This window comes from Pseudomonas sp. W17, from assembly GCF_040268305.1.
Taxonomy (GTDB): Bacteria; Pseudomonadota; Gammaproteobacteria; order Pseudomonadales; family Pseudomonadaceae; genus Aquipseudomonas; species Aquipseudomonas protegens.
In genome coordinates this window covers 3,534,932-3,547,908 of the sequence record NZ_CP158490.1, presented here as the reverse complement: position 1 = coordinate 3,547,908, position 12,977 = coordinate 3,534,932, and the positions used below count along the sequence as shown (strand labels likewise).

Here is a 12,977-nt window from a genome sequence, read left to right as displayed (position 1 = left end):
CAGGTGGCGGCCACGCCTTGCGCGTGGCCGCCGATTGAAGCGCTGCCTCAGGCCTTTGCGGCCATTGCCGTGACTTCCACGCGCATGCCTTCCACCGCCAGGGCGGCCACGCCCACCGCGGCACGTACCGGCCAGGGCTTGGCGAAGAAACGCTGGTAGACCGCATTGAATGCCGCACGATCGGCCATGTCGGTGAGGTAGATGGTCAGGTGCATGACCCGGTCCATGGAACTGCCGGCGCGCTCCAGGGCCACTTTCAGCGCCTGCAGCGTGCATTCGCTCTGCAGGGTGATGTCCCCCAGTTCCAGGCTGCCGTCGGCGCGGGTGGGGATCTGGGTGGAGACCAGGATGCCGTTGAAACCGACCACGTCGGAGGAAATGGAATCGGCGTCCGGGTCGGGGGTGAAGACGAGGTCTTGGTTGGCCATGGGGGTCTCTTGTTCGAGGGGAAAAAGGTTCGCAAGGATGAGTGGGTGTCGACTGAAGTTCAAGTTGTGAGGGGCTTTTTGCGGTCCTCATTCCATGCATCGTCCAGGTCTCGCTTCCAGGCGGCAATTCGTCGTGGGTCACACAAAGCCTTGGCCAAGGCCTGGTGCACTTCATAGTTGGGCTCGGTTTCACTGAGCCCGTCGGTCCAGTCCTTCACCTGTTGATAGATACCTTGGATCGTCGTTGGGGCATCGTTTTTTCGCTGCCGGGTCAGGATGGACTTGAACAGCTTGCGGTTCTCGCCCTTGAGCTCTCGGGTCCAGCGATCTTCGAGGTTCAGGAGGGTGTTCAGGTTGGCCACTCTTTGTGTGTCGGCGGTGCGAGTGCTGCTGAGGGTGATGCCAAGTTTGTCGTCATCGAATTCCAGCTTCAAGGTTCCGGCAGGGTTGCGCTTGTAGGGGTGGAACCACTCCTGGAACGAACCAGCGCTGTGTACCGCACGTGCAGCCTTGTTCTGCGGCCCGTTGCACTCGCCGCAGATGGGCACCAGGTTTTCCGCGCACACCGAAAGCAAAGGGTAGGCGCTCTTGGGAATCCAGTGATCGACCGAGATATTGCGCAGTTCGCCACCACACATCACGCAGACATGCCGGGCGTCCAAGTGCTTGTCGCCCTTGTGAAACTTGAGAAACTCATCGCGGAAATCTTCATATTTCAGTAACTGCTTCTTGTCGCTGGTCGGCGTGCCGTTGGACAGATAGGGCAGCCCGTCCTTCAGCCCCTTGTTGTAAAAGGCCTCCATCAGGTCCTGGAGATTTTTCTTGTGGGCATCGCCTTGGGGATCGCCGGTAAAGGGGTACTCCAAGGGAATGGTCGCGGTGATGGGTGGCGACTCGAAATATGCTCCGATCCGGGTAGTCGCATGAATCCATTCCTGCAAGCGAGCCTTTTGAGTGGTGTCGAGTCCAGCCAGATGTTCGGCGCGCTCCAGAAGCTTGCGCTCCTTGAGCTTCTTGTTCAGAAAGCCCCAGAGCCACAGGCCTTCTTCTCTACTGGGCATCTCTGCTTCCAGCTGTGCCTGGGTCAGATCTGTCACCCCAGTGGTGGGCCGGCACAGCCACAAGGCGAACTCCTGAATCAGGACCTGGCAGGCGCTCAAGGCCCTGGAGCAATCGATGGGAGATATCGGCTTAATCAAGGGCACCATCCGGGTTGGATTTGCTGAGTTTGTGTTTGTCGATCAGATCCTGCAAACCCGCTTTCAGGTCGGATGCCCCGACCTTTTCGATCAGAGCATGGATGGTCCGAGTATCCTGATTCTCTTCCCAGCGGTTGAGCCGGGTGCGTAGTTCGGAGCGATAGAAACCGGTGCCCAGCCGATTGATCACCGCTTTGAGCTGTTCCACGTCCTGGTCGGTGGGGGTCTGCACCTGTTTGACATACTCGAGAAAGGCCTCGATACGCCGCTGCGCACGGCTACCGATACTGTCTTGCGTGTGAAACAGATTCATCATCAGCGCCCCGGGATCGGTGGCGAAGGTGCGGGTGCCAACCTGATTGGCTGAAGAACTGCCGTCCGCTCCCTTCTTGATAAAGATGATTTCTTCATCGAACACATCCGACAGCACGATGGCCGAATGGCTGGCAATCAGCACACTGCTGGCATCCTCGCCCATGGCTTGCTCGATATTGCTGACAATCTCGCGCTTCCAGGCGTCGTTGAAGTGGGTTTCCGGCTCATCGAGCAGCAGCAGGGCATCCTGCTGGCCCGCCAGCAGATGGAACAGCGCCCAGCGTCGTAGCACCATCTGCTCGCCATCGGAAAGGTCGGAGTAGCTCATGACCCCACTGTCGTTGGCGAACTCGTCCTCAGGCTTTTCATTACGCCGCAACGACATTTCGATGTCGTCGATCAGGCCAACGGCCAGCCACCGGGACAACTCGTTGAAACGGCTGAACGCACTCTGGTTTGCCTCTCCCAGCATCAGGGTCAGGGCCTGATCCTGAGTGGCCGCCTGCGACAGTTGCGGGTTCAGGTACTGGCTTTTATCTACGGCTGGAACCGGGGCGTCCACATCAAAGTGCAATACCCGCAGGCGATCGCCGGGATCGGGTAGGGCAAGCACCTCGCCGGCCACCAGCAGCAGGTCGTGCATTTTGCTTTGCAAGGCCCGCGGTGCCGCCAGGGCCCGGTGCAGGTTCAATCGCAAGCGCACACTGACGAGCCGATGCCAGCCGGCCTTTGCGAATAACCCGCTTAGCCCGCGATCGTCACCTTCCTGCGGGCGTTGCTGCATTAGGTCCTGCAGGACCACGGCCAGCAGCGCGGCATCCGGACGGCCGTCACTCAGCAGGATCGGACGATCGAGCTGGTCACTGGCCTCGTCGTTGCCATGGGGCAGGGGAGACTGATCCTGCGGTGCAGACTCGGTGCCATTCAATGACGCCTCGTCCTGGTAGGTCCAGCCAACAGGACGTTCCAGTTCGAAGGGGTATTGCTCATCGGGCTTGAAGCGCAAGGCGCTAGCCACCTGCTCCAGGGGCGGGCGCCAGATGTCCTGCCATGGCCTCCAGGAGCCGGAGGTGTAGGCCAGCACCTTGGGCAGCAGGTCCGTCACGGTTTGCGGATAATCCCCTTCCTTGATTCGTGGCGTGAACAGTGGCAACCGCTCTGTACCTAGATGTTCGATGAGTGCCTCGAAATCTGCGCTTCCTGCGTTTTTTGCAATGGGCTCGCCTTCTGACTGCCACAGGCTGGTGGACGCAGCAGTTCCTGAACTCTTGAAAATCACGCTGCGCAGCTTGCCGCTGGTGGCCGTGCCCAGTTCATAGACCAAGGTGAAGGCGAAGCCAGGCAGCCGGCCATCGGCCAGGGCGATATAGATCGAGGCGATGGCGCGCAGCAGATGGCTTTTACCACTGCCATTGAGGCCCACCACGAAATGGATGGCGCAAGGTTGTGGCTGATCCTGGACCAGGGCTTCCCAGGGCGCGTCCTGAGCGAAACACACCTTGAGCTGGCTCAGGGGGGCGTAGAGGTTCAGATTCAAATAACGCAAACGCATTTATTGTCCCTTGTTCGAACGGCTGACGCTGTCGCGAAAGCGCTTTGCATCCTGCATGGCGCTGTCTTCCTCGACGCGCCCCGAGTCGTTGATCCGATAGCTCCTGAATGCCGTCATGAACTCACCCTCGGTGCCTGTACCTGCTCCCGGAATGCTCATTTTGCGGATCAGCCCCAGCGCTGCGATCTGCTCCAGGGTTCGGTGCAGGGACACCGTCGATAGCCCTGATTGATGTTGCGCAGACGCTAGGCTGTGGCAAAAGGCCTCGACCGCATCCTGATCATCGATCACCAAGGGGAACGGCATTTCACCCAACGCCTTCCACACCTGGCCCTGGAAGCCCGAGAGCTGGGCAGCGACGGTCGAGCGTGCACCGCGCGAGACAGTGCTCACGGGCTCAAGAGCCTCGAGTAGCACAGGGCGCGCCTGGCTTGGCGACAATGGCTGCGCAACGTTCCGGGTTCGCTGCTGAGCCCGCCATTTAGCCGAAAGACTGGAGGAAAAGGCCTCCGTCAGCATGGCCTCGCCAAGCCGCCGAGCCGTTTCCAGGGCATCGTTGATCCGCTCGATCGGGACTTTACACAGCAGGTTGACGATCAGCTGTTGCTGGTCGAGCGGTGGCAATGGCAGCTCAAGGCGCTCAAAGAAAGAGCGGGAGATCCGTCCGGGGATGCTTCTGAGTACTGATGCCGGCACGTGCTGGCGCAGCCACGACAACCTCATGAAGCAGGCCAGATAGTCTGGCCGTAGAACCTTGGTATTAGGGCGCAGCACCTGGAAGGACGCCGTGGCGAGAGGCGTTGTGTACTCATCAGGGGGGACTGCGAAGGCAATGCCCTGCGACCTGAAGCTCTGAGTGAGTGTAAACAGCACGTCATCGGCCTGGACTTCGGCACAGGTGGGGGGCAGTTCTTCGAGCCGGAGCCTTTGTGACTCTATCTGACCGGTTATGTGGTCAAGGCTTCGCGGGGAAAACAGTTCTGTCCTGGAAGGCCCCTGGTACTTCTTGGGATGGGCGCCAGGAGGACTGAACCCGCAGATGGAAGATAACTTGACCCTGGGCCAGGCCTGAGCCTTTTCTCCTGAAACCAACAGTTGCAAGGCCAGAGCATCGGATAGGTCAATGACTTTGTTCAGTGCGTCCTGATAAGGCTCCAGCGAGGCTTTCTGCAGCAGTTGGACAAGATAGTCCTGCTCATGCAGCGGGGGGACTGGAATGGACAGGTTCTTGAAAAAACTGAGCGGAATGCTCAGTTGGCTTTGCGTGCCTCTATTGGTGTTCACCGCTGCTTTCTGGACCCAAGGCTGCTGGATGAAGTGCAGCAAGAAGGCAGGGCGTATCTGCGGACCGGCGCGCAGGGCCAGGAAGTATTGAGCAAGGCCCAGTTCGGTGACCAGCCCCGAGACTATTGTCGCTTGCATGGCGTCTCGGCCACGGGTGGCGATCAACACATCCCCATTTTTGAACAGCACGCCCTGGCGGGAAGTCTCGCCATAGGCCTGAATGCTGGAATTCAGGCTGGGACCAGTCAACTCGGTGATGAGTGACTTGGGAAAGAAGGTCACTGGGGTCTCTGGCTCCGGGCGCTGTATGCGCGGATTCAGCTCGCAAACGTCCAGTAGCCCGACTTCTTTCCAGGAGGGGGGCAGGGTCATTGCACCTCTCCGATCTCGTCTCGCAACTGGCGCAGTTGTTCGATGACTTTAAGTTCCAACTGCTCTAGCTCATCGATCAACTGCAAGGCTGTGTTCTCACCGGCGGATTTGGGTTGTTCAATGACCTTGTAATCATCAATGTCCAGGCTCCAGTCCTTGGCCTCGATGCAGTCCGGGTCCAGCGTATTGGGAAGTAGAGCTTCGGAACCTCTTAACTTGCGACGTACAGGAACCAGCCACTGTTTGACCTGGGTGCTGCTGCGCTCGATTACGTTTTGGAGGGACGCCCAATAAGGATCTTGTTCGGTACTGGCCTGGAAATATCGCTCCTTGCTGAGCTCCCAGAGCCTAGTGTCCTTTTGACGTCTTCGGAAATGCACGAAGGCATCGAACAAGTCATTGTCCGCGTCAGCGGGCAGCTCCTTGCGCTTGTGGTCTATCGAATACCCATCCTGAGTCACTTCATAAAACCAGACAGCGTCAGTTTGTGGTGGTGCAACGTGTGGCGTGGCCAGCGCTTGATGGTCGGCCACCTTGCGCACCACCAGTATTGCCGCCTTGATCCCGGTGTAAGGATTGAAAATCGCTCCCGGCAATAGAATCACGGCTTCCACTGAATGCCTGGAAAGCAGTTCGCGGCGCAGGTCGATCTGGGCTTGCGAACGGCCAACCAACAGGTTCTGAGGAATGATCAGCGCCGTGCTGCCGCCAACCTGCAACAGGTTCAAGGCGCGCCAGACAAACAGCAGCTCAACCTTATCGGAACGCTTGCCCTGATCGTCCCTGGCGTAAAAGGGCAAGTAGTTCGCGCCAGCAGCTTCCTGCGGGTCGATCCGGCCGCCAAATGGCAGGTCGCTCAGGACAAAGTCGTAACGCTCGTTCAACCAGGGCTCCGCCGCCCCTTGAGAGCCACCGATGATCAGGCTGTTGCCTTGCATGCACTGTGGCGACTCGATGTCATGCAGCAGAAGATTGACCCAGCCAATCCGAGCCAGGGAGTGGCTGAGGTCGATGCCCACCAGGGAATGGCCGTCATGGATCTTTTTTTGGGTGGCGGCCGTTAGCCTGGCATGCCTGGACAGCATGTATTGCTGGGCACTTACCAAAAAACCGGCGGTGCCAGCAGCCGGGTCGATAATCCGGTGTCCGGGCCTGGGATCCAGCAGGGCTACCATGAACCGGGTGATATGTCGCGCGGTTACAAGAGGGCCGATGTTGCTGCTGGTCGAGCCTTGGGTAAACAGATACTCGAACACTTCCCCGGATAAAAACCCTTCCGGGCGCTCTTGCCCAGGGTAGGGGAATAGCTCGTCAATGGCGTGCACCAAGCCCGTGAGAGCCTGGCTTTTGCTCGGGTCGAGCTGAAAGTAGGCGTCACTCAGCATGCCATTCAAACCCAGACGCTCGGCCAGTGATGAGTATTTGCCGATTCGCATTTCCAGGCTGCGTAGCCACGGAAAAATCTGGTCATTCAAGTAAGTGCCAGGGTCTGGGTGCAGCAGCAAGGCTTTCCAGAACGAGCGGTGCTTGTTCGGGGGAGCTATCTCATCAGGTATGAGCCGTTGGAAGACCGACGACCGTCCATCTTCATTGTCCGCAGAGGCAATGCCATCCAGGTGCTTGAGAAATATCAGGCAGGCAATCTGTTCCAGCGCCACGTAGGGCGAGGAGGCCAATCCGGCCCCGGAAACCAGGTCCCAGAGCGAGGCAACTTTATTCTTGATCTCAAGAGGCAGCATCGTAGTCCTTTGCGATAGGGGCTGCTGTGCAGCAAAACGGCGACAAGTATAAGAGGGGGCAATGCAATGAGCGGGGTAAGTTGTGGGTGTTTCGTACCAGGCCCAGGGCAGTCTATTTCCCTTTTTCGACCTGGAACAGTTGCAGTAAGCCTTGCAGGGTGCTGTCGACGAAGCGCTGGTCGGTGGTGCCGGCGGGAAAACTCAGGACGCCATGGATTACCAGCGACGCCAGGCCGTGGGTATAGGACCAGCCGGCCAGGGCGGCTCGACGGACCTCGGGTTGTTCCATGTCCAGCTCGAGGATGTCCGCGATAATCCGGCGCAGTTCGCCGAAAGCCTGGTCGCGGGCACCATGCAGTTCAAGGGGCATTTGGCCCTCGGCAAACTCGGGGCCGAACATCAGCTGGTACAACGCCGGGTTGGCGCGGGCGAAGCTGAAATAGGCCAGGCAGGTGCTGCGCAATACCTGCAAGCCGCTCTCGCAGCCGTGCCTGGGCAGCACCTGGGCCAGCTCGCGAAACCCTTGAGCCGCCAAGTGGCCAATGAGTTCCGCGCGATTGGCGTAGTGGTGGTAGGCCGCCGTGGCGCTGACCCCGACCCGTTCGGAAACCGCCCGCAACGACAGCTTGTTCGGGCCAACTTCCTCGAGCATGTCCCGGGCCGCATCGAGCAGTTGCGGTGCCAGATTACCCACGTGGTAGGCGTCCCGCGACCGCGGGGAGTGCTTGGTCATGTCTGGAGGGCCCCGAATGGCTTCGACTGGATGGCGGAAAAACGCCGGAATCCTATCATAGGTAACAATCTTGACGATGCTAAGATTGGCTCGTAGGCTGGGCGCCACAACAACAAGACAACCCCAGGATCAACCCCATGCCCGAACTCAAGCTTCAGCCTCATGCCCACGCCTCCTTGCAACGCTGGCACGCCATGGTTGCCGCGCAAGACCTGCGTGACTTGCCCGAACTGCTGGACCCCAAGGTGGTGTTTCGCTCGCCCATGGCTCATACCGCCTACCCGGGAGCCCAGGTCGTGGCGACCATCCTTGGCACGGTGCTCAATGTCTTCGAGGCATTCGCCTATCACCGCGAGCTGGCCAGCACCGATGGCCTGAACGTGGTGCTGGAGTTCAGTGCTCGAGTCGGCGACAAACAGGTCAAGGGCATCGACATGATCCGCTTTGACGAGGGCGGCAAGATTGTCGAATTCGAAGTCATGGTGCGCCCCATGAGCGGATTGCAGGCCCTGGGAGAGGAAATGGGCAAGCGTTTGTCCAGCTATCTTGCCGTCAGCAAGGGCGCGCTGCCGGCGCCCTGATACTGCGGGTTATTCGAGTGTTTCACCGGCGTCCAGGGTCAGCCATGTCGCCAGCACCCGCCGGTCCAGCTCTTCCCAGTCGGCCATGCCCAGGACCCGGGTGGTGTTCAGGCCACGCAGGTAGCCACGCAATTGATAGGCGGCGATCCGCAGGCTTTGCGGTTCGGCGCTGCTGTCACCCAGCACCTGTTCGTACTCCACCAGGTAGTCCGCCACCCGCTCACGGAATTCCGGGAGGACGGCGTCGCGAATCAAGTCAAAGGTGCGCATGGGGAATTCCTTTTTTTAGTTGTAGTCGGGCTGTCAGGCAGTCTGCCCGGGGGGCAACTATCGGTTCAAGTAATAGTGACAATCAAGCAACGCAAGTTCTGCTTTGGGCGCTAACCATGGACAATCGCCCCCGACCCAAAACCATGACCGCAACGGCAGCGCCCGTGACGCTGCACCGTTGCGCACCGAACCAGGCTGTACATTTTCAGGACTTACCGATGCGCCCTCTATTTGCTCCCGCCATGACCCTGGCCACCTTGCTGCTGGCCGGTTGCGCCACCGCGCCCAACGACCCGACCCTGGTCATGCAGACCCGGAAAACCCCGGCCGAATATGCCGAGTGCGTGGTGCCCAAGCTGCAAGGCAACGCCCAGAGCCCGACGGTTTCCCAGACCCAGCGCGGTTTTCGCATCGTCGTTGCCAGCAAGGTGGCGGCAGACAACGTACTGGAAGCCTACAAGGCGCCCAATGGCGGCAAGGTGTTCCTCTACGAGCGGCATTTGCTGGCCTCCAGCTTCGCCCCGTCGAGCTTCGAACAGACCGCACAAGACTGTCTGTAAGCCGCCCCTGGGGCTCATTGCGTCCTGGCGCGGGCGGTCCGCCGACAGCGTTCGGAACACCAACGCACCTGGTCCCAGCAACGGGCCCAGCGTTTTCGCCAAGTGAAGGGCCGGCCGCACGCGGCGCAGTCCTTTCTTGGCAGTTCGGACTTCTTCATAGGGCTTGCCCTGCATCCAGACGCGCCAGCAACTCCTCGCCGCGTTGCCAGATGGCTTCCCGGCGTGGCTCGTCCATGCGCTGCAGGTTGCGATAGCTGATGGCCAAGCGTGGATTGCCGCCCAGTTGTGTTTCGTGACGCATCAGGAAGTGCCAGTACAGGGCGTTGAACGGGCAGGCATCGTTGCCGGTGGCCTGGTCCACCCGGTAGCGGCAGCCGCCGCAGTAATCGGACATCCGCTGGATGTAGCGACCGCTGGCGCAGTAGGGCTTGGAGCCCAGGTAGCCGCCGTCGGCGTGCATCACCATGCCCAGGGTATTGGGCAGTTCGACCCAATCAAACGCATCCAGGTAGACCGCCAGGTACCAGTCGCAGATGGCTTTGGGCGCAATCCCGGCCAGCAGCGCGAAGTTGCCGGTGACCATCAGCCGCTGGATATGGTGGGCATAGCCCAGTTCCAGGGTCTGCCCGATGACCTGGGACATGCAGCGCATGTCGGTGGCGCCACTCCAATAGAACTCCGGCAGCGCCCGGGTATTGCCCAAACCGTTGAGTTCGGCGTATTCAGGCATGCGCAGCCAGTAGATCCCCCGCACATATTCGCGCCAACCGATCAACTGGCGGATAAACCCTTCCGCGGCATTCAGGGCAACCCGTTTCTCGCGGTACGCGCGTTCGACATCACGACACAGCAGGCGCACATCCAGCAGCCCGATATTCAGCGCCGCACTGATGCGCGCGTGGAACAGAAAGGGCTCGCCCTCGGCCATGGCGTCCTGGTAATCGCCGAAGGCGGCCAGGGAGAAGTCGAGGAAATGCCGCCAGAGTTCCTGTGCCTGCTCGTGAGTCACCGGATAGTCGAACTGCTCCACGTCGCCGTAGTGATCGCTGAAGCGTTGGCCCACCAGCTGCAGCACCTCGCGGGTGATCCGGTCGTGGGCGAAGCGGGCCTGAAAGGGCCCGCGCAGGCCGCGAGGCAGGGCCTTGCGGTTGTCGGCGTCGAGATTCCAGGTGCCGCCGCAGGGGCGGCCATCGGGTTCCAGCAACAGGCGGCTTTGCTTGCGCATCTCGCGGTAGAAGAACTCCATGCGCAACGACGGGCGAGCGGCGGCCCAGTGGCGGAACTGCTCCCGTGAGCAGAGGAAACGTCGGTCCACATGCCAGGTCATGGGCAGGCCGCAATCGCGCAGCGCCTGTTCGAGCCGCCATTCGCCGCACTCGGTGACATGCACCTGATCCAGGCCAAGGGCTGCCTGCCAGCGCCGCAGCTCGCCCGGGAGACTGCCACTGTTGTCGGGATCGTCCAGCTTCACGTAGATCACCCGCCAGCCTTGCTCGCGCAAGCGCTCGGCGAAGTGGCGCATGGCACTGAAGATCAGCACGATTTTCTGCGGATGATGACGGACATAACGCGCTTCGCTGTCGACCTCGGCCATCAGCAGGGCGTCGCGGGCTGGGTCAAGCGCCTCGAACAAAGCCAGGTCGAACGACAACTGGTCGCCGAGCACCAGGCCCAGCCGCCCGGCAGAGGAAACGGCTACCACGGCAGACGCTCGCTATCACAGGCAAACAGCCGGCCGCTGTCGGCCGGCGTCAGGCCATCGCTCAGGACGTTCATGTTCAGGTAGTCGCTCATTGTGTTGTTCTCGCAGGCACCCGCCACAGCGGGTCTGATTCCTTGCGCTTGCAGGCAAAATTCATGATTTATATTTGTACATAAGATCTCATTTTGTACAGGTTTTTGAGCGATTTTCTGTTGGAAACTTTCCAGGGTGAGGTCGCCGCTGTAGTCGGCTCCGGGTTACTCAACCAGGATGTTGAGAGTGTCAATGATGGCAGTGAAGGATCTGGAGGTGCTGCCGTTGACACCGGGTCACCGAACAGCATCGATTTGAACTAGTGGTTTTGCAGGCACTCAACGGCAGAAGGGACAAGATTTCTTCGTGCAGATGGGTCGCCACCAGGGAAAAACCATGAAGTCCGACGACGATTTCCGGCTTGAAGCGTACAAGCTGCTACTTGAGCTGGATGCCGCAACGACGAGCATGATGATGCTGGTTTCCGCACGACAGGCCTGCGGACCTGAGTGGGCGAACGCAACCCGCAGGCATCAGCAGGCTTATGAGGCGTGGACGCTGTTTCTCGAAAGTCGGGCCTCGGAGCCCTGTTTGTAAGGGCCGGAACGGGGCCGCAGCCAATAGCGCTTCTATACGCGGATATAGCCCTCACGCCGATCATCGGCGAGCAGGGGGGGCTGCTCTTTACTGCCGCAGTCTTCATTTGTGTACCTCGGCGCAACCGCGCTTGGCCAGCCTCTATGACGGGCTCCAGGGCGAGTTGAACCTGGCGGCCCTGAAGTCGGTAATCATTGGGCAAAGGCGGCCGAGGCACTGTTTTTTGGTGAAGTGATGCGACGCCGGAGCGTCCGGCGCTGGCAGTCGCTTCCTGGTGATTCTGCCCCTGGTGAGTGATTTATTCCCCCCCCATACCCGTTGTGGTGCTCGCCTGGGCCATCACCCTCAGGGCTGATCGCCTTGATCCAGAGCCTTGAAACCCCTAGTCGTCAATATATTGGCCTATTTTTGGCTGTGTAACTGAACAACAGTAAATCGACGTAATATTGACGAAATGGCATTTTTATCCCAGTATCCCGGCCCTGAGCGCTTGATTTCATTGATGTTTTTTTGACGTCAACGTTTCGAAAGTTCTGCCAAAAAGGCGGTTTAGCCTTTGAAATAGAGCAAGTACCCAGGGAGATATTGGCCATAGAGGCTAATAGCCATGGCGTATTCAGTGGGTGCGCTAGCCTCAAACGGCGCAGCAGCGATATTTTTCTTCGGGATGATCTATGTCTACTGAACGGATACTGGTGACAGGGGGCGCGGGCTTTATCGGTTCCCACCTGGTCGATGCGCTATTGGCCAAAGGCTATGGGGTCCGGGTTCTGGATGACCTTTCCACCGGCAAGGTCAGCAATTTGCCGATGGACAATGCGGCTTTGGAGCTCGTCGTCGGCGACGTCGCCGAGGTCGCGACCCTGGCTGAAGCCATGCAGGGCTGTGGTGCGGTGGTGCATTTGGCAGCTGTTGCATCGGTCCAGGCTTCGGTCGAAGACCCGGTGCGTACTCACCAGAGCAACTTCATCGGCACACTGCGGGTGTGCGAGGCCATGGTCGCTGCCGGTATCCGCCGAGTCGTGTTCGCCTCCAGTGCGGCGGTCTATGGCAATAACGGCGAGGGCACGCCGATTGCCGAAGACACCCCTAAATCTCCCCTCACACCCTACGCGGCGGACAAGCTCGCCAGCGAGTACTACCTGGACTTCTACCGCCGCCAGCATGGGCTGGAACCGGTGATCCTGCGCTTTTTCAATATCTTCGGCCCGCGCCAGGACCCTTCATCGCCGTACTCCGGGGTGATCAGCATTTTCAGCGAGCGGGCCAAGGCCGGGCGGCCCATCACCCTGTTCGGCGATGGCGGGCAGACCCGCGACTTCGTCTATGTCGCGGACCTGGTGAAGATCCTGGTGCAGGGCCTGAAATGCCCCACGCCGGCAGCCGATGCCACCAATGTCGGGCTCGGCGGGGTGACCACCCTCAACGATCTGATTGGCGCCCTGCAGCAGATCAGCGGCAAGCCGTTGCAGGTGAGCCACGGCGCGACCCGCTCCGGGGATATCCGCCATTCCAAGGCCGACAACCGCCGCTTGCGCGAGCGCTTCGACCTGGGCACGCCCAGCAGCCTGGCCGAAGGCCTGGAACGGCTTTACCGCAGCCTTTAGTTCGT

At 60.0% G+C, this 12,977-nt stretch carries 13 protein-coding genes; 4 read left to right on the top strand and 9 right to left on the bottom strand.

Annotated elements, in window-relative coordinates; translation table 11 throughout:
* Positions 1 to 47 precede the first annotated feature (47 nt).
* The 6 genes from ABCR88_RS16385 to ABCR88_RS16360 form a co-directional block, all read right to left on the bottom strand.
* Positions 48 to 428 (bottom strand): RidA family protein, encoded by a 381-nt coding sequence (locus tag ABCR88_RS16385; protein ID WP_325984632.1) that lies wholly within the window; start codon positions 426 to 428, stop codon positions 48 to 50.
* 59 nt (positions 429 to 487) lie between these two features.
* Positions 488 to 1,588 (bottom strand): HNH endonuclease signature motif containing protein, encoded by a 1,101-nt coding sequence (locus ABCR88_RS16380; RefSeq protein WP_325984633.1) that lies wholly within the window; start codon positions 1,586 to 1,588, stop codon positions 488 to 490.
* Between the two features lie 31 nt (positions 1,589 to 1,619).
* Positions 1,620 to 3,494 (bottom strand): hypothetical protein, encoded by a 1,875-nt coding sequence (locus ABCR88_RS16375; RefSeq protein ID WP_325984634.1) that lies wholly within the window; start codon positions 3,492 to 3,494, stop codon positions 1,620 to 1,622.
* Complete coding sequence (locus ABCR88_RS16370) at positions 3,495 to 5,150, bottom strand: restriction endonuclease subunit S (protein WP_350024111.1); 1,656 nt, start codon at positions 5,148 to 5,150, stop codon at positions 3,495 to 3,497.
* The gene (locus tag ABCR88_RS16365) at positions 5,147 to 6,889 is read right to left on the bottom strand and encodes an N-6 DNA methylase (RefSeq protein ID WP_350024112.1); all 1,743 of its coding nucleotides are present in this window, start codon (positions 6,887 to 6,889) and stop codon (positions 5,147 to 5,149) included. Before ABCR88_RS16365 ends, ABCR88_RS16370 begins: the two co-directional genes overlap by 4 nt.
* A gap of 112 nt (positions 6,890 to 7,001) precedes the next feature.
* Complete coding sequence (locus ABCR88_RS16360) at positions 7,002 to 7,622, bottom strand: TetR/AcrR family transcriptional regulator (protein ID WP_041118163.1); 621 nt, start codon at positions 7,620 to 7,622, stop codon at positions 7,002 to 7,004.
* 137 nt (positions 7,623 to 7,759) lie between these two features.
* Between ABCR88_RS16360 and ABCR88_RS16355 the strand changes: the two genes are divergently transcribed.
* Complete coding sequence (locus ABCR88_RS16355; RefSeq protein WP_350022651.1) at positions 7,760 to 8,203, top strand: nuclear transport factor 2 family protein; 444 nt, start codon at positions 7,760 to 7,762, stop codon at positions 8,201 to 8,203.
* A gap of 9 nt (positions 8,204 to 8,212) precedes the next feature.
* Here the strand turns inward: ABCR88_RS16355 and ABCR88_RS16350 are convergent, their stop codons facing one another.
* Complete coding sequence (locus ABCR88_RS16350; protein ID WP_350022652.1) at positions 8,213 to 8,473, bottom strand: hypothetical protein; 261 nt, start codon at positions 8,471 to 8,473, stop codon at positions 8,213 to 8,215.
* A gap of 218 nt (positions 8,474 to 8,691) precedes the next feature.
* Here ABCR88_RS16350 and ABCR88_RS16345 point away from each other — a divergent pair, with 218 nt between their 5' ends.
* Positions 8,692 to 9,033: a hypothetical protein gene (locus ABCR88_RS16345; protein WP_041118166.1), complete on the top strand. Its 342-nt coding sequence runs from the start codon at positions 8,692 to 8,694 to the stop codon at positions 9,031 to 9,033.
* 14 nt (positions 9,034 to 9,047) lie between these two features.
* Here ABCR88_RS16345 and ABCR88_RS16340 read toward each other — a convergent pair whose 3' ends face one another.
* Complete coding sequence (locus ABCR88_RS16340) at positions 9,048 to 9,191, bottom strand: DUF2256 domain-containing protein (RefSeq protein ID WP_080774193.1); 144 nt, start codon at positions 9,189 to 9,191, stop codon at positions 9,048 to 9,050.
* Entirely contained in the window at positions 9,188 to 10,735 is a 1,548-nt protein-coding gene (locus ABCR88_RS16335; RefSeq protein WP_350022653.1) for a cryptochrome/photolyase family protein, read from the bottom strand. Before ABCR88_RS16335 ends, ABCR88_RS16340 begins: the two co-directional genes overlap by 4 nt.
* Before the next feature lie 429 nt (positions 10,736 to 11,164).
* On the opposite strand from ABCR88_RS16335, the gene ABCR88_RS16330 reads away from it, so the two are divergent.
* Complete coding sequence (locus ABCR88_RS16330) at positions 11,165 to 11,365, top strand: hypothetical protein (RefSeq protein ID WP_232642140.1); 201 nt, start codon at positions 11,165 to 11,167, stop codon at positions 11,363 to 11,365.
* 674 nt (positions 11,366 to 12,039) lie between these two features.
* On the top strand, positions 12,040 to 12,972 hold the full coding sequence (locus ABCR88_RS16325; protein WP_350022654.1) for an NAD-dependent epimerase/dehydratase family protein: 933 nt from the start codon (positions 12,040 to 12,042) through the stop codon (positions 12,970 to 12,972).
* The last annotated feature ends 5 nt before the right edge of the window (positions 12,973 to 12,977 follow it).